The 21,428-nt window shown below is 71.3% G+C and carries 21 protein-coding genes and 1 tRNA gene; 13 read left to right on the top strand and 9 right to left on the bottom strand.

Annotated elements, in window-relative coordinates; all coding sequences use genetic code 11:
• Positions 1-123: 123 nt before the first annotated feature.
• The 3 genes from AB0M54_RS00900 to AB0M54_RS00890 all read right to left on the bottom strand — a co-directional run bounded on the left by AB0M54_RS00900 (position 124) and on the right by AB0M54_RS00890 (position 1,740).
• Positions 124-198: transfer RNA gene (locus tag AB0M54_RS00900), tRNA-Arg, on the bottom strand.
• A 70-nt stretch (positions 199-268) separates the two neighbouring features.
• Positions 269-937: a DUF305 domain-containing protein gene (locus tag AB0M54_RS00895; protein WP_364468392.1), complete on the bottom strand. Its 669-nt coding sequence runs from the start codon at positions 935-937 to the stop codon at positions 269-271.
• Positions 937-1,740, bottom strand: a complete 804-nt coding sequence (locus tag AB0M54_RS00890) for a DUF3105 domain-containing protein (RefSeq protein WP_364314825.1) — start codon at positions 1,738-1,740, stop codon at positions 937-939. Before AB0M54_RS00890 ends, AB0M54_RS00895 begins: the two co-directional genes overlap by 1 nt.
• A gap of 85 nt (positions 1,741-1,825) precedes the next feature.
• Between AB0M54_RS00890 and argS the strand changes: the two genes are divergently transcribed.
• The 6 genes from argS (at position 1,826) to AB0M54_RS00860 (ending at position 8,783) form a co-directional block, all read left to right on the top strand.
• Positions 1,826-3,475, top strand: a complete 1,650-nt coding sequence (gene argS, locus AB0M54_RS00885; RefSeq protein ID WP_364468390.1) for an arginine--tRNA ligase — start codon at positions 1,826-1,828, stop codon at positions 3,473-3,475.
• 3 nt (positions 3,476-3,478) lie between these two features.
• A complete protein-coding gene (gene lysA / locus AB0M54_RS00880; protein WP_364468387.1) occupies positions 3,479-4,864 on the top strand; it encodes a diaminopimelate decarboxylase in 1,386 nt (461 codons plus the stop codon).
• Positions 4,861-6,156, top strand: a complete 1,296-nt coding sequence (locus AB0M54_RS00875) for a homoserine dehydrogenase (RefSeq protein ID WP_364314833.1) — start codon at positions 4,861-4,863, stop codon at positions 6,154-6,156. Before lysA ends, AB0M54_RS00875 begins: the two co-directional genes overlap by 4 nt.
• 91 nt (positions 6,157-6,247) lie before the next feature.
• Positions 6,248-7,297 (top strand): threonine synthase, encoded by a 1,050-nt coding sequence (thrC, locus tag AB0M54_RS00870; protein WP_364468385.1) that lies wholly within the window; start codon positions 6,248-6,250, stop codon positions 7,295-7,297.
• A gap of 14 nt (positions 7,298-7,311) precedes the next feature.
• A complete protein-coding gene (locus AB0M54_RS00865) occupies positions 7,312-8,361 on the top strand; it encodes an acyltransferase family protein (RefSeq protein ID WP_364468383.1) in 1,050 nt (349 codons plus the stop codon).
• 23 nt (positions 8,362-8,384) lie between these two features.
• Positions 8,385-8,783, top strand: coding sequence for a DUF6855 family protein (locus tag AB0M54_RS00860; protein ID WP_364468381.1), 399 nt, complete (start codon positions 8,385-8,387; stop codon positions 8,781-8,783).
• A 7-nt stretch (positions 8,784-8,790) separates the two neighbouring features.
• On the opposite strand, the gene AB0M54_RS00855 is transcribed toward AB0M54_RS00860, so the two are convergent.
• Entirely contained in the window at positions 8,791-9,090 is a 300-nt protein-coding gene (locus AB0M54_RS00855) for a tetratricopeptide repeat protein (RefSeq protein ID WP_364468379.1), read from the bottom strand.
• Positions 9,091-9,181: 91 nt separating this feature from the next.
• On the opposite strand from AB0M54_RS00855, the gene AB0M54_RS00850 reads away from it, so the two are divergent.
• Positions 9,182-9,349 carry a hypothetical protein gene (locus tag AB0M54_RS00850; RefSeq protein WP_364314843.1) on the top strand — a complete coding sequence of 56 codons (168 nt, stop codon included), beginning with the start codon at positions 9,182-9,184 and terminating at the stop codon, positions 9,347-9,349.
• A 175-nt stretch (positions 9,350-9,524) separates the two neighbouring features.
• The gene (locus AB0M54_RS00845; protein ID WP_364314845.1) at positions 9,525-10,772 is read left to right on the top strand and encodes an MFS transporter; all 1,248 of its coding nucleotides are present in this window, start codon (positions 9,525-9,527) and stop codon (positions 10,770-10,772) included.
• Here the strand turns inward: AB0M54_RS00845 and AB0M54_RS00840 are convergent.
• Complete coding sequence (locus AB0M54_RS00840) at positions 10,720-11,076, bottom strand: hypothetical protein (protein WP_364314847.1); 357 nt, start codon at positions 11,074-11,076, stop codon at positions 10,720-10,722. The genes AB0M54_RS00845 and AB0M54_RS00840 overlap by 53 nt on opposite strands.
• A gap of 38 nt (positions 11,077-11,114) precedes the next feature.
• Here AB0M54_RS00840 and thrB point away from each other — a divergent pair, with 38 nt between their 5' ends.
• The 3 genes from thrB (at position 11,115) to AB0M54_RS00825 (ending at position 15,798) form a co-directional block, all read left to right on the top strand.
• Positions 11,115-12,059: a homoserine kinase gene (thrB, locus tag AB0M54_RS00835; protein WP_364468377.1), complete on the top strand. Its 945-nt coding sequence runs from the start codon at positions 11,115-11,117 to the stop codon at positions 12,057-12,059.
• 312 nt (positions 12,060-12,371) lie between these two features.
• Positions 12,372-14,486 carry a transcription termination factor Rho gene (rho, locus tag AB0M54_RS00830; protein ID WP_364468375.1) on the top strand — a complete coding sequence of 705 codons (2,115 nt, stop codon included), beginning with the start codon at positions 12,372-12,374 and terminating at the stop codon, positions 14,484-14,486.
• A 139-nt stretch (positions 14,487-14,625) separates the two neighbouring features.
• A complete protein-coding gene (locus AB0M54_RS00825; RefSeq protein WP_364314854.1) occupies positions 14,626-15,798 on the top strand; it encodes a nitric oxide synthase oxygenase in 1,173 nt (390 codons plus the stop codon).
• Positions 15,799-15,806: 8 nt separating this feature from the next.
• On the opposite strand, the gene AB0M54_RS00820 is transcribed toward AB0M54_RS00825, so the two are convergent.
• Both AB0M54_RS00820 and AB0M54_RS00815 read right to left on the bottom strand, forming a co-directional pair.
• Positions 15,807-16,382, bottom strand: coding sequence for an RNA ligase family protein (locus AB0M54_RS00820; protein ID WP_364314857.1), 576 nt, complete (start codon positions 16,380-16,382; stop codon positions 15,807-15,809).
• A complete protein-coding gene (locus AB0M54_RS00815; protein WP_364314859.1) occupies positions 16,379-16,789 on the bottom strand; it encodes an AAA family ATPase in 411 nt (136 codons plus the stop codon). Before AB0M54_RS00815 ends, AB0M54_RS00820 begins: the two co-directional genes overlap by 4 nt.
• A 177-nt stretch (positions 16,790-16,966) precedes the next feature.
• On the opposite strand from AB0M54_RS00815, the gene rpmE reads away from it, so the two are divergent.
• Together rpmE and prfA are read left to right on the top strand one after the other, a co-directional pair.
• Positions 16,967-17,191 carry a 50S ribosomal protein L31 gene (gene rpmE / locus AB0M54_RS00810; protein WP_364314861.1) on the top strand — a complete coding sequence of 75 codons (225 nt, stop codon included), beginning with the start codon at positions 16,967-16,969 and terminating at the stop codon, positions 17,189-17,191.
• Between the two features lie 75 nt (positions 17,192-17,266).
• Complete coding sequence (gene prfA / locus AB0M54_RS00805; protein WP_364314863.1) at positions 17,267-18,358, top strand: peptide chain release factor 1; 1,092 nt, start codon at positions 17,267-17,269, stop codon at positions 18,356-18,358.
• Here the strand turns inward: prfA and AB0M54_RS00800 are convergent.
• The gene (locus AB0M54_RS00800; RefSeq protein ID WP_364314866.1) at positions 18,342-19,772 is read right to left on the bottom strand and encodes a PQQ-binding-like beta-propeller repeat protein; all 1,431 of its coding nucleotides are present in this window, start codon (positions 19,770-19,772) and stop codon (positions 18,342-18,344) included. The two genes, prfA and AB0M54_RS00800, sit on opposite strands and share 17 nt — an antisense overlap.
• Positions 19,773-19,856: 84 nt before the next feature.
• Entirely contained in the window at positions 19,857-21,374 is a 1,518-nt protein-coding gene (locus tag AB0M54_RS00795; RefSeq protein WP_364314868.1) for a GGDEF domain-containing protein, read from the bottom strand.
• Positions 21,375-21,428: the final 54 nt, after the last annotated feature.

Below are 21,428 nucleotides of genomic sequence, written 5' to 3'. Positions count from 1 at the left end.
TTCGGTACGTCCTCGGTACAGACCACCGTAGCGGGCCGGTGACGGCCGGACGTAGTCAGACCGACAGCAAAGGCCACCAACCATGTTGTCACTGGTCAGTGGCCCTGAAGTCCTGTTGAACTCTGGTGCCCCCGGCAGGATTCGAACCTGCGCTTTCGCCTCCGGAGGGCGACGCTCTATCCCCTGAGCTACGGGGGCTCAGGAACGCTCAGAAGCCTAGCAGGCACCCAGGAACACCCACCAACCGGATACCTCCCGGGCGGGTTGGCTACTTGGTGGCCTGGGCCTTCTTGAGCAGGTCGTCGATCAGGTTGAGGTCGCTCTGCTGGCCGGTGACCATGGAGCCGGCCAGCCAGGTGACGTCGGGGTTGTCGGTCTGGTCGAGGATGGCCTGGGCCATGTGCAGGCCGCCCAGGTGGTGTGACCTCATCAGGGTCAGGAACTGGATGTTCAGGTCTTGACCGGTGGCCTTGCCGAGTCGGTCGATCTCGGCAGGGGTGGCCATGCCGGGCATGAGGCCATTCTTGACCGAGGCGGCGCCGCCGGGCATCCAGCTCATGGCCGGCTTGGAGCCGGTCGGGCTCAGGCCCCAGTCGCGCAGCCAGGCCTGCATGTAGCCGACCTGGCCGTGCTGGGTGAGGGCGATGTCGGCGCTGAGGCTGAGGATGTTGGGGTCGGTGGTGCCGGCGTGGGCGATCATCGCCATCTGGACGGCCTGGGCGTGGTGGGTGCTCATGTCGCGCAGGAAGCCGGCCTCGGGCGAACTGTCGCCGGGCACGCCGGCCTTGCGGGTGGCCAGGAACGTGCCGCCGGCGCCGAGGAGCAGGCCGACGATCAGCAGGGTGGCCAGCCAGGCCACGCCGAAGCGGAACTCTTGGCGTGGCTCGGCCACGTCGCCCGGAGCGGCCGCCCCGGGCGACGATGTGGTGACGGTCATCAGCTGTCCTGGGGCGTCGTACCCACCGCGTTGACGCCGTCGGAGCAGACCGCGCCGGGCTCGACGGAGGCGTTCTGGCGCAGGGCCTTGATGAAAGCGTCGATGCGGGCGTCGTCGACCGAGTCGAGTTTGAGCTGGTAGCCCCAGGCCTGCAGGGAGACGTTCTTGTCGAGGTTGGCGATCGGGCTCATCAGCGAGTAGGGCTGGCCCTCGATCTTGCCCTTGAGCTTGGCCACCTGGTCGGCGGGCAGGCCCTGCTTGTAGGTCAGCCAGACGGCGCCGTGCTCGAGGCTGTGCACGGCGTGCTCGTTGGGGATGGGCTGGTCGTAGACGTCGCCCATGCAGTTCTCCCAGCGCGGGTTGTGGTCGCCGCCGACGGGAGGGCTCGTCTTGTATTGCTGGACGCCCGCCTTGTGGTTGCGGGCGAGCAGGGTGGCGTCCTTGTCATCGCGGTAGTTCACGATGCCGTCGATGCCGGCCGCGCGCTCCTCCCACGGGGTGCCCGCCTCGTTGCTGCTCTTGGCGGCGGCGTACACGCCGTACCCGATGATGCCCGCGGCGATCAGGACGACGACGCCGGCGACGACGATCGGGCCCCAGTTGCGCCCACCGGCGACCTTGACCGGGGTGACCGGCTTACGGCCTTTGCCCTTCGGGCCGCCCTTGGCGCCACCCGGGCGTGTTCCGCCAGGCTTGCCGGCCGACGCCTTCTTCGCGCCGGTCGGGGGCTTGCCCTGGCCGGAGGTCTTGTCGACCTTCACCGTGGACGGGACCCGCTCGGGACCCGGGGTGCTCATGCTCATCGTGCCTCGTCAATCCATCCGCAAGTCGATCGCCACCCAGCGGGACGCCGCCAAGCACGAAAGTCTACCCGGATAGCATGGCTCGGTGACTCCCGCCGACCTCGCTGCCACTGTTCTCTCAGCTGCCCGTGCCGTATTCGTTGCCCGGGGACTGGATTTCGCCGCCCTGCCGGCCGCGACGACCGTGGAGCGACCCCGCAACCCCGAGCACGGCGATTATGCCTCGACCCTGGCTCTGCAACTCAGCAAGAAGGTCGGAGTGCCGCCCCGCGATCTGGCCCAGGCGCTCGCCGCCGAGCTGGGCGCGCAGCCGGGCATCAAGTCGGTGGAGATCGCCGGGCCGGGCTTCCTGAACATCCGGCTCGACGCCGCGGCCGCCGGTCAGCTGGCCCGCGACATCGTGCTGGCGGGCGACGAGTACGGCCACACCGCCCGCCTCGCCGGCCAGCGGATCAACCTGGAGTTCGTCTCGGCCAACCCGACCGGCCCGGTGCACATCGGCGGGGTCCGGTGGGCCGCGGTCGGCGACGCCCTGGCCCGGCTGCTGCGCGCGGCGGGCGCCGAGGTCGGCACCGAGTACTACTTCAACGACGCGGGTTCACAGATCGACCGCTTCGCCAAGTCGCTGTACGCCTCCGCGACGGGCGAGCCGGTGCCCGAGGACGGGTACGGCGGCGAGTACATCGCCGAGATCGCGGCGACGGTCAAGGCCGAGGCGCCCGACGCCGACCTGGAGACGTTCCGGGTGCGCGGCGTCGAGCTGATGTTCGCCGAGATCAAGCAGTCGCTGACCGAGTTCGGCGTGCGCTTCGACACGTACTTCAACGAGAAGGACCTGCACGACCGGGGTGAGTTGCAGACCGCGCTGGACCGGCTGCGCGCGCAGGGGCACACGTTCGAGGCGGACGGCGCGACCTGGCTGCGCACCACCGACTTCGGCGACGACAAGGACCGGGTGCTGCGCAAGTCGGACGGCGACTGGACCTACTTCGCCGCCGACTGCGCGTACTACCTGGACAAGCGCGAGCGCGGCTTCGACCGCGTGGTGATCATGCTGGGCGCCGACCACCACGGTTACCTCGGCCGGATGCGGGCGATGTCGGCGTGCTTCGGCGACGACCCGGCGGTCAACCTGGAGATCCTGATCGGTCAGCTGGTCAGCCTGGTGCGCGACGGTGAGCCGGTGCGGATGAGCAAGCGGGCCGGCACCGTGGTCACGCTGGAGGACTTCGTCGAGGCGCTGGGCGTGGACGCGACGCGGTACGCGCTGGCCCGCTACTCCTCCGACTCCCCGATCGACATCGACGTCGACCTGTGGACGTCGGCCAGCCGGGAGAACCCGGTCTACTACGTGCAGTACGTCGCCGCCCGCACGGCGAGCGTGGCCCGGCAGGCCGCGGCGGTCGACCTGACCCGCGGCGAGCCGGACGCGTTCCACGCCGATCTGCTCACCAACGACAAGGAGAACGACCTCCTCAAGGCGCTGGGCGAGTACCCCGACACCGTCAGCCGGGCGGCCGAGCTGCGTGAACCACACCACGTGGCCCGCCTGCTGGAGAAGATCGCCGGCGCCTACCACCGGTTCTACGACGAGCCGGCCTGCCGGGTGCTGCCCAAGGGCGACGAGCCGATCGGCGACGGCAACCGCGCCCGCCTGTGGCTGAACGACGCCACTCGTACGGTGATCGCGAACGGTTTGGGGCTGCTGGGCGTCAGCGCACCGGAAAGGATGTAAGGCGTGAGAGCGCATGAGGCGGGTGCCCTGCACGGTGACCTGGGCACCCGGGGGCCGGCGTGGCTGCGTACCCCCGAGAATGTGAACGCCCTCGTGCCGGAGCTCTGGCCGCGGACGGTGACCCGCGCCGAGGCCGGCGATCTGACCATCGGCGGCGTGAGCGTGCGCGAGCTGGCGACCGAGCACGGCACCCCGGCCTACCTGCTGGACGAGGACGATCTGCGGGCCCGCTGCCGCGACTTCAAGGACGCCTTCAGCGACGCCGACGTCTACTACGCGGGCAAGTCCTTCCTGTGCAAGGCGGTGGTCAAGGTGGTCGCCGAGGAGGGCCTCTTTCTTGACGTGTGCACGGGTGGGGAGCTGGCCGTGGCGCTGGCCGCGGGCTTCCCGCCGGAGCGCATGGGCTTCCACGGCAACAACAAGTCGACGCGGGAGTTGCGGCGAGCGGTGGACGCGGGCGTCGGCCGGATCATCGTCGACTCGTTCCAGGAGATCGACCGCCTGAGCGAGATATCCAGGCGATCGGGCCGAAGGCAAGCTGTTCTCGTACGCGTCACCGTCGGCGTCGAGGCGCACACCCATGAGTTCATCGCCACCGCCCACGAGGACCAGAAGTTCGGCTTCTCGCTGGCCGGCGGGGACGCGTTCGCTGCCGTCACCAAGATCATCGACGAGGACGTGCTCGATCTCCGCGGGCTCCACTCGCACATCGGCTCGCAGATCTTCGACACCAGCGGCTTCGAGGTGGCGGCCCGCCGGGTGCTGGAACTCCAGGCCCGGATCCGCGACGCGCGCGGCGTCGAACTGCCCGAGCTCGACCTGGGCGGCGGCTTCGGCATCGCGTACACCACGCAGGACGATCCGTCCCCGGCCGGCGATCTGGCCAAGCGGATCAACAAGATCGTCGAGAGCGAGTGCGAGCTGGCCTCGCTGGCCAAGCCCAAGCTCTCGGTCGAGCCGGGGCGCGCGATCGTCGGCCCGGCGGTGATCACGCTGTACGAGGTGGGCACGGTCAAGGACGTCGACGGGATCCGGACGTACGTGAGCGTCGACGGCGGGATGAGCGACAACATCCGGACCGCGCTCTACGACGCCTCGTACAGCGCCACCCTGGCCTCGCGGAAGAGCGGGGCCGAGCCGCTGCTCGCCCGCGTGGTGGGAAAGCATTGTGAGTCCGGGGACATCGTCGTGAAGGATGAATTCCTGCCCGCCGACGTGCAGCCCGGAGATCTTCTCGCCGTGCCCGGCACCGGCGCGTACTGCCGGAGCATGGCCAGCAACTACAACCACGTGCCGCGCCCGCCGGTGGTCGCGGTCCGGTCCGGCGCCGCGCGGGTGATCGTCCGCCGGGAGACCGAGGAAGATCTGCTCGCATTGGATGTTGGATGAGGTCTGTGAAACTCGCGCTGCTCGGCTGTGGCACGGTCGGCTCCGAGGTCGTCCGGCTGCTGCACGATCAGGCCGACGACCTGACCGCGCGGATCGGCGCGACCCTCGAGATCGCCGGCATCGCGGTCCGCCGCCCCGGCCGTGAGCGCGGCGACGTACCCAAGGATCTCTTCACCACCGACGCGCTGGGCCTGGTCAAGCGCGACGACGTCGACATCGTGATCGAGGTGGTGGGCGGCATCGAGCCGGCCCGCACCTGGCTGACCGAGGCGTTGCGCGCGGGCAAGAGCGTGGTGACGGCCAACAAGGCGCTGCTCGCGGAAGAGGGCGCGGCGCTGCACGACGCGGCCGCCGAGGGCAACGCCGACCTCTACTACGAGGCGTCCGTCGCGGGGGCGATCCCGCTGCTCCGGCCCCTGCGCGAGTCCCTGCACGGCGACCGGGTGACCCGGGTCACCGGCATCGTCAACGGCACCACCAACTTCATCCTGTCGTCCATGGACGAGAGCGGGGCCGGCTTCAGCGAGGCGTTGGAAGAGGCCACCGAGCTGGGGTACGCCGAAGCCGACCCGACCGCCGACGTCGAGGGTTTCGACGCCGCCGCCAAGGCCGCCATCCTCGCCTCCCTGGCCTTCCACACCCGGGTCACCGCGGCCGACGTGTTCCGCGAGGGCATGACCGCGGTGACCGCCGGCGACATGGCCAGCGCCAAGGCCATGGGCTGCACGATCAAGCTGCTGTGCATCGCCCAGCGCGGCCCCGACTCGACCGGCCACGAATCGGTCAGCGTGCGGGTGCACCCGGCGATGATCCCCCGGTCACACCCGCTGGCCAGCGTGGGCGACGCGTTCAACGCGGTGTTCGTCGAGGCCGAGGCGGCCGGTCAGCTGATGTTCTACGGCCGCGGCGCCGGGGGCACCCCGACCGCCAGCGCCGTGCTGGGCGACATCGTCGCGGCGGCGCGCAACCGGCTCACCGGCACCCGGGCGCCGAGCGAATCGGCGTACGCGAAGCTCCCGATCCGCCCCATCGGCGAAGCCGTGACGCGCTACCACATCAGCCTCGACGTGGCCGAGCGCCCGGGCGTGCTGGCCGCGGTGGCCGGCGTCTTCGCGCGGCACGAGGTGTCGATCGCCACGGTCCGGCAGTCGGGCCGCTCCGAGGACGCGCAACTGGTGATCGTCACCCACGGCGCGCCGGACGCGAACCTGGCCGCGACGGTTGCTGAGCTGGGCAAGCTCGATATCGTTCGGTCCATCGCCAGCGTGTTGCGGGTCGAGGGTGGGGACTAGTCATGACCGACTGCACCGAGCGGCAGATGCCGGCGCCTGCCTACGGCGCCGCAGGCGAGGGCCAGAAGGGCATGACGAAGGAGGCTCTGCGATGTGGCACGGACTGATCGAGGCGTACCGGGACCGGTTACCCGTCGGGCCGGACACTCCCGTGGTGACCCTGCATGAGGGGAACACCCCGCTGGTGCCGGCGCCGGTGCTGTCGATGCGAACCGGGGCTGACGTCTACCTCAAGGTCGAGGGGGCCAACCCGACCGGCTCCTTCAAGGACCGCGGTATGACGATGGCCGTGTCCAAGGCGGTGGAAGAGGGCGCCAAGGCGATCATCTGCGCCTCCACCGGCAACACCAGCGCGTCGGCCGCGGCGTACGCGGCCAGGGCGGGTCTGACCTGCGCGGTTCTCGTGCCCCAGGGCAAGATCGCGCTCGGCAAGCTGGCCCAGGCCCTGGTCCACGGGGCCAAGCTGCTCCAGGTCAACGGCAACTTCGACGACTGCCTGGCGCTGGCCTCGAAGCTGTCCCAGGACTACCCGGTCTCGCTGGTCAACTCGGTGAACATCTTCCGGCTGCACGGTCAGAAGACGGCGTCCTTCGAGATCGTCGAGGCGCTCGGCGACGCGCCCGACATCCACTGCCTGCCGGTCGGCAACGCGGGCAACATCTCCGCCTACTGGATGGGCTACCAGGAGGAACTGGACGCGGGCAACATCAAGAAGACGCCGCGCATGTTCGGTTTCCAGGCCGCCGGCGCCGCCCCCATCGTGGACGGCCAGGTGGTGCCCGAGCCGTCCACGATCGCCACCGCGATCCGGATCGGCAACCCGGCCAGCTGGACCAAGGCCCTCGACGCGCGCGACGCTTCCGGCGGCCTGATCAACGCGGTGACCGACCGCGAGATCCTGACCGCCTACCGGCTGCTCGCCCGCGAGGTCGGCGTCTTCGTCGAGCTGGCCAGCGCGGCCAGTGTCGCCGGCCTGCTGCAGCAGAGCGAGGCCGGCCTGATCCCGGCCGGCGCGCGGGTGGTGTGCACGGTGACCGGGCACGGCCTCAAGGACCCCGAGTGGGCGATCTCCACGGCGCCCTCGCCGACCACCATCAAGAACGACGTGCTCGCCGCGGCGAAAGCCCTCGACCTGGCGTAATCGTTGGTCCCTGCGTGGCACCCCAACCGCGCACCCCACGACAGTGGGAACTCGATGCTCTCCGGGTCTTCGCGATCGCCGGCGTGGTGATGATCCACGTGTCCGGCCTGCTCCTCGCCCACGACGACCTGATCGGCACCGCGCGGCGGCAGGCGGCGGTCGCCGTGAACGTCGGCCTGACCTGGGTGGTCCCGGTCTTCGTGATGATCAGCGGCGCGCTCACCCTGTCACCACGGGCGCACGCCGACGGACCGGTCGCCTTCTACCGCAAACGCTCCGCCCGCATCCTCCCCGCGCTGCTCGTCTGGCATGTGATCTACCTGGTCGTGGTCCGGTTGTGGATGCGCGGCGAGCCGTTCCACCCGCGCGTGGTGGTCGTCGGCCTCCTCGATGCGAAGACGTTCACCGCCCTCTACTTCCTCTGGCTGATCGCCGGCCTCTACGTGATCGCCCCGGTGATCGCGGCCTTCCTCGCGGGTGGCGGCCGCCGGCGCGCGTTCGGCGTCGCCGGGGTCGCGCTTCTTTGGACCCAGCTGGTGTACGCCCTGAGCACGCTCTCGTCCCTGCTGGGCGAACCCCGCCCGATCCACCTCGGCGCCTGGACCCAGTGGTGGCCGTACGTGGGTCTGTTCGTGGCCGGCTGGGCGCTGCGTGACGTCGTGCTGCGTCCGGTCGGCCTGGTCATCGCTTCTGTCGTCGGGTGTGCGGCGGTGGCCGAGCCGATCTGGCAGTACGGCGTCCACGGCCCCCGCGCCCTGGCCCTGCTGCCGATCACCCGGCTGGGCCCGATGATGGCCGTCGCGGCGATCAGCTTCTTCCTGGTGGCGATCGGTCTCGGCGCCCGTCTCACGCCCGGCCCGGGGGTGGCCGTGGTGTTGCGCCGCCTGTCCGACGCCGCGTTCGGGGTGTTCCTCGTCCACCTGCTGATCCTCGAGGTGCTGAAGCCGGCCGTCCCCACGCGCTCGCTCTGGGCGCTGGCCGGCGCGTTCGTCGTCACCCTGGCGGCCTCATTCATGATTTCCCTGGTGGCGGGCCGCATCCGGTACCTCAGAATGATCTTCTAGAGCCGACTTTGAGGAGGCCCGCGATGGCCGGCACACCGGACGACCCTTGGCAGCTGACCACCCCGCCCGGCAAGGGCGCGTTCCAGATGTGGCGCGACGAGCAGGCCGACCCGCCCGCCCTCGTCTGCCAGGTCGGCGCCACCCAGCTCCGCTACCACCTGCGCGCCGTCGACGACCTGCACGCCATGCTCGTCGCCCACGGCGAGTGGATGCCGCTGGGCGGCGCCGACGAGCAGAAGCCGGCCGCCGACGGCACGGTCGAGGCGTGGGCGCGCTCGGCCGACAACCCGGTCGGCGGCTGGTACGGCCTCCGCAAGGGTTACCGGGGCCGGTTCGGCCACTACCTGCCGCCCCTGCTGGAGGAACTCGGCCTGGCCGAAGTCACCCACGACCCGCGCAACAACCGCATGCGCGCCCGCTGACGCCTGGCTAGGACAGTTCCCTCCGGCGATCGGTGATTGCTTGGGCACGTTCGGCCAGCGGTAGCGCCTCGGCCGAACGGCCCAGATCCACCAGCACCCCGGCGAGGTTCGACCAGATCGATGGCAACGTCGGGATGGTCGGGCCCGGAGGGCCTTCATTCAGCTCAAGAGCGCGACGCAGCAGGGGTTCGGCCCGGCCAGGCTGGCCCTGTACCCGCATATATCGGGCACTCCCGCTGAGCAGCCAGGAGACTTCGCCGACGGCGACCGCGCGATCGTCGTCATGGAGGTCGGCCGCAGTCAGCACGTGAGGCAGTCGTAACGCCCAGCGTGGCAATGTTCCGGCCCGATCTCAATGTGGCTCCTGAGGTCAGCACAACGGCCGCTACACCAACGCCGTGCTCACCGAGCAGGGATGGGAGCTGGTTCGCGCGGCGGCGCCGGGGCACGTCGCGGCGATGCGCAGCCTGGTCTTCGAGGGGCTGACGGAGGAGGAACTGCGCGACCTCGGGCGGCAGGTCGACCGGCTGGCGGACGCCGTGGGCCGGCCGGCCTGGCGAGAGTGATCGGCCCGGAAACGGCGTACGTGATCCGCTGGGAAGCGGCGTGCGTGATCGGCCGGGGAGCGGGACGACCCGGCGGTGGGCGCGGAGCCGGACCACGACGGTGGCCGGGCCCGGGTCACGAGCACCGGCTGTGCCCGTACCCGTCGAACGGGTTTGATCTGTAGCGTCGGGTCACGTGAGCTCATTCGGGGTGGTGGGCCGCAACCGCGACTTCCGCCGGTTGTTCGCCGCCGAGCTGGTGGTCTTCGGATCCGACTGGTTCGTGATGGTGCCGTTGCTCGTGCTGCTGCCCGAGCTGACCGGCAGCGGGGTGTGGGGCGCGCTGGTGCTGGCCGCCGACACCGGCATCATCGCGCTGCTGCTGCCGTACACGGGGACCATCGCCGACCGCTACGACCGTCGCAAGATCATGATGATCGCGAACCTGGCCGCGATCGTCGCCGTCGCCCTGCTGTTCCTGGTGCGCTCGGCCGCGACGGCGCCGCTGGCCCTGGTCGCGGTGGGCGCGGTCGCCGTGGCCAAGGCGTTCTACTCGCCGGCCGCGTCGGCCGCACTGCCCAATGTGGTCGATGCCGAGGATCTGGCCGCCGCCAACGCGATCGCCGGCTCGGCCTGGGGCACGATGACGATCGTCGGCGCGTCGCTGGGCGGCGTGGTGAGCAGCTTCTTCGGCCCGTACGTGAGCTTCGCCGTGACCGCCGTCTGCCTGCTGCTGGGGGCGCTCGCCACCAGCCTGATCCGCCGCCCGTTGCAGGCGCCGCGCACGTCCGACGGGAACGTGCGAACCTGGCACGCGCTGGCCGAGTCGTTCCGCTACATCGCGGCCCGGCCAAGGATCCGCGCGCTGGTCACGGTCAAGTCGGCGGTCGGGCTGGGCAACGGGGTGCTGACCGTCTTCCCGTTGCTGGCGGGGCTGTTCGGGGTGGGCGCGCTGGGCGCCGGCCTGCTGTTCGCGGTGCGCGGCGCCGGCGCGCTGGTCGGCCCGCTCGTCATGGCGCCGGTGCTCCGCCGGCGCAGCTGGTTGCTGCCCGGTCTCGCCCTGTCCATGAGCCTGTACGGCCTCGGCTACCTCGGCGTCGCCGTCTCGCCGTGGTTCTGGCTGGTCCTGGTGCTGGTCTTCGTCGCGCACTTCGCCGGCGGGACCAACTGGGTGCTGTCCAACTACGCGTTGCAGGGTGAGGTGCCGGACCGGCTGCGCGGCCGGGTCTTCGCCACCGACATGATGCTGGCGACGCTGGCCATCGCGGTGAGTCAGCTGGGGGCGGCGGCGGTGGTCGATCACGTCGATGAGCGGGCGATTCTGGCCGGTTGCGGTTTGATCACATTGGTGTACGCCGTCGGCTGGCGGATCGCCACCCGACGACTGAGCCTCACTGAGCCGGCGGCTGATAGTGCGGCGGAAACGGGTCGCGGGGGCGGCTGACCAGGGCCGCGAGCAGCAGGGCGATCCCGACCGCGGTCAACGCGGTCAGCACCAGCCCGACGCCGGCGCTGATCAGGCCGAAACTCGACACTTCGAGGTCGAGCGACGAGACAAGGCTGGGGAACGACATCGTCCAGATCGTGGTCAGGACGAGTTCGGCGGTGAGCAGGGCCAGCCCGATGAAGGCGAACGTCGTGCTGCGCGGACCGAGCCGGGCACGACGCGAGCCGACCAGGACAAAACCGACGATCATCACCACGAGCAGGGGCAGCTGGACGACGAAACTCGAGAACGCGAACGCCATGACCAGGCACGTTATCGGGTGGGTGCGACAATGATCGGGTGGCCCTGACCTTCGTCGCCGGTTCGGCGCATGTGCGCACCCCGGCGACCAGTGCGAACCTCGGCCCGGGCTTCGACGCGCTGGGCCTGGCCCTGTCCCTGCACGACGAGCTCAGCGCCTCGGTGACCGACGCCGGCTTCCGGGTGGAGATCTCCGGCGAGGGCGCGGGCGAGCTGCCCACCGACGCCGGGCACCTGGTGGTCCGGGCGATGCTGGCGACCTTCGACGAGCTGGGCGAGCGGCCACCCGGACTGGCCGTGAGCTGTGTGAACCACATCCCGCAGGCGCGCGGCCTGGGTTCCTCGTCGGCCGCCATCGTGGGCGGCGTGCTGCTGGCCCGCGGCCTGGTCAGCGGGGGTGAGGCGCGGCTCGACGACGCCGGCGCGCTGCGGGTCGCGGCCAAGCTCGAGGGCCACCCGGACAACGTCGCGCCGTGCCTGCTGGGCGGCTTCACGATCGCCTGGACCGAGGGCGCCGGGGCGCGGGCCGTCACGATCGACACCCATCCCGGCGTACGCCCGACCGTCTTCGTCCCGGCCGAACGCGGCTACACGGCCTCGGCCCGCCGCGCGCTCCCGCCCGAGGTGCCACACGCCGACGCCGCGTTCAACGCCGGTCGCTCCGCCCTCCTGGTGCACGCGCTCACCAACGACCCCACGCTGCTGCTCGCGGCCACCGAGGACCGCCTGCACCAGGGGTACCGCGCCGAGTCCATGCCCGGGACGGCCTCCCTGGTGGCCGGCCTGCGATCGGTCGGCGTGGCCGCCGCGGTCAGCGGGGCGGGGCCCTCCGTGCTGGCATTCACCGAGGTCCCGGGCGATTTCCGGGCGGGCCGGGAATGGCGCGCCGTGTCGTTGGGCGTGGATGGCACCGGAGCCCTTGCGAAAGGGAGTATGGTTAGACACGCCGAGCGGAGCACTGTTGCCGCAGGTCGCACGAGTTGACTACGCTCAGGACCTAGCACAGCCGCGAGGCAAGGCGATCTACCGCGGTTCGGCGCGCACCCCCGAGAGCATGGCAGTTCTTTGCCTCTTCTCTTCTCTCTCACCAAGGCACACGCCGGGCAGCAGCTCCCCAGATCGGAAGACCGGTGCACTCGCCGAGACCTATCCCGTCGTCATGAGTCGGGGTCGGGAGACCGTCGAGCTGCCGTGCTGCACAAACTCCCGCGCCGCTGGCGGTTGTGGGATCCGAGGCACCCGGCCACCAAGGCTGCAGACCCGGGTGACTTGGCTTTTTTCGACGGAAGGAATCCATTGAGCGACACCACCGACGTGACGTCGGGTGTTTCTGACGTCGCTGACGACGGCGCCGGCACTCCGACGGCCACGAAGCGTCGCCGTGGCGGCACCGGCCTGTCCGCGATGCTGCTGCCCGAGTTGCAGAGTCTCGCCGCGTCCCTCGGCATCTCCGGCACCGCCCGGATGCGCAAGGGCGAGCTGATCACCGCGATCTCCGAGCGTCAGGCCGGGGGCGCCCCCGCGGCCGCCGCCGAGCCGGTCCGCGCCTCGCGAAGCCGTTCCAGCGGCTCCACGGCGCGGGTGGCCGAGGCCCCGGTGGTGGCCGACGCTCCGCCGGTCGCCGTCGCGACCGCGCCCGTGGCGACCCCGCCGGCCGCGACGATCACCGACGCGCCGACCGCTCCGCAGCCGAACAGCGCGCCCGAGCAGGGCGTTCCGGCCGGCGAGACGCAGGCCGTGCCGTCCGGCGAGACCGAGCAGCGCGAGCGTTCCGAGGGCCGCGAGCGCAACGATCGCGGCGGCCGCAACCGCAACCGCGGTGACCGTGACCGTGGCGAGCGCACCGACCGGGGCGACCGGGGTGAGCGCCCCGACCGGGGTGAGCGCCCCGACCGGGGTGAGCGCCCCGACCGGGGTGAGCGCCCCGACCGGGGTGAGCGTCCCGACCGCGGCGAGCGCAACGACCAGGGCGGCGAGCGCCCGGTCGGCGACCGGCCGGCCGGCGATCGGCCCGACCGTGACCGCAACGAGCGCAACGACCGGGACCAGCGCAACGACCGCGGTGGACGCAACGACTCGGACGACGACGACAACGACGGCAGCGATGGTGGCCGCCGGAGCCGGCGCAGCCGGTTCCGGGACCGGCGCCGGGGCCGCGACCGTGACCAGGGCGACCGCGACGGCGGCGGCGGTGGTGGCGGCAGCGGAAACACCGACCGCGCTGACCGCGGTGGCCGCGAGCCGCACGTCGCCGAGGACGAGGTGCTCGTCCCGGTGGCCGGCATCCTGGACGTGCTCGACAACTACGCCTTCGTCCGGACCACCGGTTACCTCTCCGGCCCGAACGACGTCTACGTGTCGATGTCCCAGGTCAAGAAGCACGGCCTGCGCCCGGGTGACGCGGTCACCGGCGCGGTCCGGTCCGCGCCACGAGACAACGCCGGCGACAACAGCGGCAACTCGCGGCGGGACAAGTACAACCCGCTGGTCCGGCTGGACACGATCAACGGGATGGAGCCGGACGAGGCCCGGCGGCGGCCGGAGTTCTACAAGCTGACTCCGCTCTACCCGCAGGAACGGCTTCGTCTCGAGTCCGAGCCGCACATCCTGACCACGCGGGTCATCGACCTGGTCATGCCGATCGGCAAGGGGCAGCGCGCGCTGATCGTGTCGCCGCCCAAGGCCGGTAAGACCATGGTGCTCCAGGCGATCGCCAACGCGATCACGCACAACAACCCCGAGTGCCACCTGATGGTCGTGCTGGTCGACGAGCGGCCCGAAGAGGTCACCGACATGCAGCGCACGGTCAAGGGCGAGGTCATCGCGGCCACGTTCGACCGGCCGCCGCAGGACCACACCGCGGTCGCCGAGCTCGCCATCGAGCGGGCCAAGCGCCTGGTCGAGCTGGGCCACGACGTGGTCGTGCTGCTCGACTCGGTGACCCGGCTCGGCCGGTCGTACAACCTGGCCGCGCCGGCCTCGGGCCGGATCATGTCCGGTGGTATCGACTCGACCGCGCTCTACCCGCCGAAGCGGTTCCTCGGCGCGGCGCGCAACATCGAGAACGGCGGCTCGCTGACCATTCTCGCCACCGCGCTGGTGGAGACCGGCTCGATGATGGACACGGTCATCTTCGAGGAGTTCAAGGGCACCGGTAACGCCGAGCTCAAGCTGGACCGCAAGATCGCCGACAAGCGGGTCTTCCCGGCCGTCGACGTCAGCGCCTCCAGCACGCGTAAGGAAGAGATCCTGCTGGGCAAGGAGGAGCTGGCCATCGTGCACAAGCTCCGCAAGGTGCTCAGCTCCCTGGAGTCCTCGGCCGCTCTCGACCTGTTGCTCGACCGGCTCAAGCAGAGCCGGACGAACATCGAGTTCCTCATGCAGATCGCGAAGTCGACACCGGGCGAGTAATCGCACGCTGAATCGCCGGACGCGGTCCCTTCCATGGTGAAGGGGCCGCGTCCTTTTTGTCGCACACCGTGTGTGAGCTGCCACGACCAGGGTCGTGCGAACCTCGCTGCCAGGTTCGACGCGAGGTGGGGAGGCAGCGATGAAGGTGCCGGGGTACCGGGACCATCCGACCGAGCCGTGGGACCCGGCCGCCCCGGCGGACCCGAGGGAGGCCGAGGAATTTCTGCGGCAGTGCTACCTCGACAACGCCAAGCTGGGACCGGTCGAGCCGCGGCTGGCCATCGTCCGGGCCCAGATCGCCGCCACGGGCACCTACACGCACACCACCGAGGAGCTGGCGTACGGCGCGAAACTGGCCTGGCGCAACGCGAGCCGGTGCATCGGCCGGCTCTACTGGCGCAGTCTCGTGGTGCTGGACCGGCGCCGGGCGCGCACCGCGGACGACATCTTCTCGCTGCTGGTGCACCACCTGACGGCTGCGGGACGCGACGCGATCCGGCCGGTGATCAGCATTTTCGCCGCGGCGGCACCGGGCCGGCCGTACGCCCGCGTGTGGAATGAGCAGTTGATCCGCTATGCCGGTTATCCCGGGACGGGCGGATGCCCGGTCGGCGACCCGCGTCAGGCGCGCTTCACCGCGGCGATGCAGGGATTCGGCTGGCGCGGCAAGGGCGAGGCGTTCGACGTGCTGCCGCTGGCGATCGAGACGCCGGCCGAGGGGGTCCGGCTGTACGAGCTGCCCGAGCGCGCGATCCGCGAGGTGCCGATCACCCACCCCGAGTACGACTGGTTCACCGAGCTGGGCCTGCGCTGGCACGCGGTCCCGGCGATCTCGAACATGCGGCTGACCATCGGCGGCGTGCACTACCCGCTGGCGCCGTTCAACGGCTGGTACATGGGCACCGAGATCGGGGCACGGAACTTCGCCGACACCGACCGCTACGACCTGCTGCCCACGGTGGCGGCGCGGCTGGGCCTGGACACCAGCCGGGAGAGCACGCTGTGGCGGGACCGGGCGCTGGTCGAGCTCAACCGGGCCGTGCTGTGGTCGTTCGAGCAGGCCGGCGCGAAGATCGCCGACCATCACACCGAGTCGCAGCGGTTCATGACCCACGTACGCAACGAGGAACGCGCCGGCCGCCCGGTGCCGGCCGACTGGACCTGGATCGTGCCGCCGATGTCGGGCGGCGTGACCCCGGTCTTCCACCGCTACTACGACGAGCTGGACCTACGCCCGGCGTTCTATCTGGACGACGAGGCGGCCACCCTGGCCCGCGAGGGCTCCAGGCACTGCCCGCACGCGCCGGATTAGGGCCTGCCCTAAGCGAACTCGTTGACCGCGGCGCCGGGCGGGACGGTGGCGAACTGTGGGCGTACCCAGCAGAGAAGTTTGTGTGGCAGGTCGGCGGCGGCGATCCGGCCGGCGCTCCGCACCACGAAGCCCTCGGAGGCCGCCGGGTCGCGGGTGCGCGACCAGATCGTGCGCGCCGCGGACAGGCCGACGCCGCGGTAGAGGACCGGGACCACCGGCAGCTCCAGGCGTTCCGCCCAGTCCACCGTGTCGTCCCAGCCCAGCAGCGTGCCGGTTTCGTCCCAGATGCCGAAGACGATGAAGACGCCGGGCAGGTCCGTGTACGCGATCCCGCGGCGCGCCCACATCGACTCGCCGCAGACCCGCCACTCGTCGGGGATGCGGTGCGCGATCATCGTCCACAGCGCAGTCGCCGGGCGGTCCCACGCCTCGGCCGGCGTGCCACCGGGACCGTGCACGGCGTCCCGGGTGAAGGTCAGCTCGCCGCCGTCCAGCTTCTCGGTCACCACCAGCTCACCGTCCAACCACGACAGGTCGGGCTGGACCGGGCCGCCGGCCGAGCCGGGCAGGTGATGGAAGCTCATTTCAGGTACTTCCGGTGCAGGGTACGGATGCCCGGCTCGCCGACCCGTTCGTCCGCCGGCCGGGCCGCGTCGCGGCGGATGCACACCTCGAGCGGCACCCGGGTGAAGTCGTGGATCTCGAACTTCGCCCCGAACCGGCGGGCCAGCGCGCCCCACTCGCGGACCAGGCCGCGGCCGAGGTTGGTGTCGTCGATCATCACGTCCGCCCTCGCCTCGAGCAGCCTTTCCACCGTGCCCCGCTGGACCGTGCTGACCAGCCCCTCGGCCCACGGAGTGTAGAGCGGGCGGCCGTGCAACATTCGTCGGAGTTCGTCACGATTCACCCGGACCACCCACGGCTGGAGCCGGCGGGCGAAGGTGGTCTTGCCCGAGCCCGGCAGGCCCCGGGTGATCAGCAGCCTGGTCACCCCGACATCTTGCCCTGATGAGCGGGAATGCGGCGAGGGTGGCTCACGTTTCAACCCCCGGAAGTCCAGTACGCCGCACCACATGGCAGACTGGTACATCGGCCACTGGTTCCGGTTCACGCCCATTGAACAGCAAGGGCGACCCGGCGACCGCCATTCGAGAGGACCGAGCGACTCATGAAGCCCGACATTCACCCGCAGTACCAGGCGACCGAGGTCATCTGTTCCTGCGGCAGCACCTTCACGACCCGCAGCACCGCCAAGGGCGGCGAGATCCGCGTCGAGACCTGCTCCGCCTGCCACCCGTTCTACACGGGCAAGCAGCGCGTGCTGGACACCGCGGGCCGGGTCGCCAAGTTCCAGGCGAAGTACGCGAAGGTCAACGCAGCCAAGAAGAAGTAGCTACCTCGACGGCGCCCGCCCCGGAGATCCGGGGTCGGGCGCCGTTTGCGTTCTTCACCGACCCGGGAGAGCACCGTGAGCAACGACCGGTTGTCCAGCCTGCTAGAGGAATACAAGAACCTCGAGAAGCAGATGGAGGATCCCTCCATCCACGCCGACCAGGCCCTGGTCCGCCGGGTCGGGCGCCGCTTCGCCGAGCTGGCGCCGCTGAACACCGCCCACCTCGAGCTCGAGGCGGCCCGTGCCGACCTGGCCGCCGCCAAGGAACTGGCGGCCGAGGACCCGAGCTTCGCCAGTGAGGTCGAGGCGGTCGCCGCCATGCTCCAGCCGCTGGAGGAGAAGCTCGGCGAGATGCTCGCCCCGCGCGACCCGCACGACGCCAAGGACGTGATCGTCGAGATCAAGGCCGGCGAGGGCGGCCAGGAATCCGCGCTGTTCGCCGGTGACCTGCTGCGCATGTACACCCGGTACGCCGAGCGCCACGGCTGGACCGTCGAGGTGATCGACTCGCAGGAGTCGGACCTGGGCGGGGTCAAGGACATCTCGGTGGCCGTGAAGACCAAGGGTGTGCCCGCGGGCGGCCACGGCGTCTGGTCCCGGCTCAAGTGGGAGGGCGGCGTGCACCGGGTGCAGCGGGTCCCGGTCACCGAGTCGCAGGGCCGGATCCACACCAGCGCGGCCGGCGTGCTGGTGCTGCCCGAGGCCGAGGATGTTGACGTGCAGATCGAACCGGGGGACATCCGGGTCGATGTGTTCCGTTCGTCCGGTCCGGGCGGCCAGTCGGTGAACACCACCGACTCCGCCGTCCGGATCACCCACCTGCCCACCGGCATCGTGGTGAGCTGCCAGAACGAGAAGAGCCAGCTGCAGAACCGCGAGTCGGCGATGCGCATCCTGCGGGCCCGGATGCTGGCCGCGGCGCAGGAGCAGGCGGACGCGGCGGCGTCGGACGCGCGCAAGGCCCAGGTGCGTACGGTCGACCGCTCCGAGCGCATCCGCACCTACAACTACCCGCAGAACCGCATCACCGACCACCGGATCGGCTACTCCGCGTACAACCTCGATCTGGCCCTCAACGGCGACCTGGACGGCGTGCTGGACGCGCTGGCCGAGGCCGACCGGCAGGCCCGGCTGGCCGGGGACGCCGACATCAGCCGACGTCAGTGACCACGATCTCCTGATTGGCCGGGTCGGCGAGGACCAGGGCCGGGTCGGGGTTCGCGCCCTGATCGCGACGGTTCAGGCAGACCAGGCGTGAGCCGGACATCTGGCAGCCCTGCTCGCCGAACGGTGGCAGCGCGCCGGCCAGCCGCAGCGTGTTGTCCGGCTGGAGGACGTTGACGGTCATCCGGGTCGGCTGCTCCCTGGTGAAGCCGAGCAGCACCAGGCCGCCGGTCTGCTGGTCGGTCACGACCATGCCGGCCGGGAACCGGGCCACCAGCCGGCCGGTGCGGATGTCGAGGACGCCGTTGCCGCCGCCGTCGTGCGACTCGACGAACATCCGGGTGTCGCTCAGCGGGTGGCCGTAGTCCCAGCCGTCGCTGCGCCACGTCGGGCGGCCGGTGTGCGGGTCGAGCGCCTCCATGCCCAGCCGCGAGGAGCCGCGGCAGATCAGCCCGAGGCAGTCGAAGATGCCGCCGAGCTGGGTGTTCTCGGTGAACTGGCTCCACCGCGGGCGCAGCGTGGCCACGTCGTGGGCGGAGACGTTCATGGCCCCGTTCTCCACGGTGACCGCGATCAGGACGTCACCGAAGACCATCAGGTACGCGTACGCGTCGTCGCCGGGGTCGGCCGGGAGCCACGGCAGCTTGCCGGTCCGCACGACCTTGCCGTCGGCCAGGCTGTGGACCTCGACGCCGCCGATCCGGTCGACCATCAGGATCTCGGCCGGCTCGTCCGGGGTGCCACCGATGAGGGTCGTGGTGCTGACGAAGGCGGCCTCTTCGGGGGTGTACGACCACAGCGTCGCGCCGTCGGCCACGCGCACCATGTGCAGTCGCAGGATCGAGCCGCCGCGGGCGCCCCACTCGACCAGCAGCGTCCGGTCGGCGCCGATCCGGCCGTACGGCTCGCCGCGATGCCGCCAGCGTTCCCGGCCGGTGGCCGCGTCCAGCGCGATGACGCTGCGCGTCGGGTTGCTGCCGTCCGCCTGCTGTTCCGGCTGGGGCACCATCACCAGGCCCGGAACACCGGCGTCGACCGAGCCGCCGCCCGCCTCCTCGAGCGCGACCTTCCACCGCAGCTTGCCGTCGGCCATCGCCCGCGCCTCGAGCGTCGGCCGCTGGTCCTCGGGGCCGCGTGGTTTGGTGCCGGGCAGCGCGGTGCTGGGGAACTGCGGGGTGAAGGACCGCTGCACGTAGAGGGTGTCGCCCTGCACCGTGAACGGCTCCTGCGTGGCCGGGATCCGCCACGAGGTCCGCAGGCCTCGCGGCTCGGGCCGGGACGAGCCGGTCACCCCGAGCACGGTGAGCAGGGCGATCACGGCGACCAGGCCCCGGCGCAGATCACGCGGGTGGAACGGGCGGGCGGGCGCCGGGCCGGCACTGCTCGTGGAGACCTCGCCGAGCTCGATCACCGTCATGCTCTGCTCACCTTGGCATGCCCTTCTGGCCCTCGTCGGCGAGCCCGTGGACACGCGCGAGCGAGCGCCGGTCGGTGCGGGCGCTCATGCCGGAACGGCCGGGATCCGGTTCGCCGCTGCTGCCGCCAGCGCCGCGGCCAGGGTGCGGCCGTTCACGCCGACCTCGGACCAGCCCGCCGCCATGCCGATCGGCGTTCCGGGCACGATGGTCTGCCAGTTCTCGGCCGCGGTGGCCGCGCTGATCCGTCGGGACACCTCGGCCGCCTGGGCCGGGCCGGCGCCCGGGAGCACCACCACGAACTCGTCACCGGCGAACCGGGCCACGAAATCACCGCGCCGCATGACCCGATTCAACACCCCGGCGATCCGCTGCAGGACGAGATCTCCGCGCTGGCGGCCGTGCCGGGAGTTGACCTCGCTGAACCCGACCAGGTCACAGACGCCGACCGCGGCCCGTTCGCCCCGGGACAGCATGCCGGTGATGTAGCGCTCGAGCTGCCGGCGGTTGGGCAGGCCGGTGAGCGGGTCGGTGAGCGTCTCGTCGCCGTACCGGCCGTGGTCGCGCGGCTCGACCCGCTGGGCGTCGATCCGGGCGGCCACGCCGTCCAGGTAGCCGTCGCGGAGCCGGTCGATGCGCTGGGCGGCCAGCCGGAACGCGTGCCGGTCGGCGGCGTGCGCGGCCGCGTGGTCGCCGGCCGCGGTGTAGCAGATGCTGCGCAGCCGGGCCGGTTCCGCGGCGCCGAGCACGTCGGCCGCCACCGGGACGGCGTCGAGCTGGGCCAGCGCCTCGGCCGGCTTGCCGTCGGCGATGGTCAGGCAGACGCCGCCGAGGTGGCGCAGGTCGCGGGTGCGGGCGCTGTCGCCGCCCCGGGACAGCCAGCTGGTCGCGTCGGTCTCGGTGCGCTCGCCCAGCGCGGCCCGGCGGGCCAGGGCGTAGCCGTACACCGCCCGGCTGTGTGGCCGCAGTTTGGCGTCGGCCCCGGTCGCCACGTATCGGGTCAGCTCGGCGTCGATGTCGCGCAGCACCCGCAGGCAGCCGTCGGTGTCGCCGTGGTGGTCGAGGGAGACCGCGTTGCGCAGCCGGATGCCGGGCGCCGCGAACACCTCGGGGGCCAGGCCGGCCGCGGCGCCCACCTCGCGAGCCTGCTCGATCGCGGTCAGCGCGTGGCCGTGGAAGCCGAGGTACGAGTACGCCATGGCCAGGTCGTGCCAGCCCCAGGCGGTCTCGGTGTCGCCGTCGGTGACCGCGGCCAGCGCCCGGGACGCCTGCACCAGATGGGTCACGCCACGGTCGAGCGCGCTCTGCAGATGGGCCGCGAGCGCGGCGAAGGCATGCATCTGGCCGCGCAGATAGGGGTCGGGGACCTCACGGACGGCCTGGGCCGCGGCCGTCATGGCCGAGGCGAACTCGGCCACCCGGCCCAGGTTGATCAGGGCGCCGAAGCGCTGGATCAGCGCGTACGCCCGGGTCGTCGGATCGGTCGTGGCGTCCAGCACACGGTCGAGGATCGGAAGAGCCTTGGCTGACTTGCCACCCTGCTGCAGACGCCCGGCCTCCCGCAATTCCCCGACATGATCCGCGAGCTGGTCCAACCAACTCACCAGGCGCCTCCCCGGCCGCTCAGCGTCATACGCGACGTTCCATGATTATGCCGT

This window comes from Actinoplanes sp. NPDC051470 (assembly GCF_040682035.1).
Taxonomy (GTDB): Bacteria; Actinomycetota; Actinomycetes; order Mycobacteriales; family Micromonosporaceae; genus Actinoplanes.
Note: the sequence above shows the minus strand (reverse complement) of the source record. Positions and strands in the feature narration are given on the sequence as shown.

Coding starts and splice junctions, on each gene's coding strand:
- AB0M54_RS00895 (WP_364468392.1), bottom strand. CDS start 937: ATGACCGTCACCACATCGTCGCCCGGGGCGGCCGCTCCGGGCGACGTG.
- AB0M54_RS00840 (WP_364314847.1), bottom strand. CDS start 11,076: ATGGCGTTCGCGTTCTCGAGTTTCGTCGTCCAGCTGCCCCTGCTCGTG.
- AB0M54_RS00825 (WP_364314854.1), top strand. CDS start 14,626: ATGAAGGTGCCGGGGTACCGGGACCATCCGACCGAGCCGTGGGACCCG.
- AB0M54_RS00820 (WP_364314857.1), bottom strand. CDS start 16,382: ATGAGCTTCCATCACCTGCCCGGCTCGGCCGGCGGCCCGGTCCAGCCC.
- rpmE (WP_364314861.1), top strand. CDS start 16,967: ATGAAGCCCGACATTCACCCGCAGTACCAGGCGACCGAGGTCATCTGT.
- thrC (WP_364468385.1), top strand. CDS start 6,248: ATGTGGCACGGACTGATCGAGGCGTACCGGGACCGGTTACCCGTCGGG.
- AB0M54_RS00890 (WP_364314825.1), bottom strand. CDS start 1,740: ATGAGCATGAGCACCCCGGGTCCCGAGCGGGTCCCGTCCACGGTGAAG.
- AB0M54_RS00800 (WP_364314866.1), bottom strand. CDS start 19,772: ATGACGGTGATCGAGCTCGGCGAGGTCTCCACGAGCAGTGCCGGCCCG.
- AB0M54_RS00860 (WP_364468381.1), top strand. CDS start 8,385: ATGGCCGGCACACCGGACGACCCTTGGCAGCTGACCACCCCGCCCGGC.
- AB0M54_RS00875 (WP_364314833.1), top strand. CDS start 4,861: ATGAGGTCTGTGAAACTCGCGCTGCTCGGCTGTGGCACGGTCGGCTCC.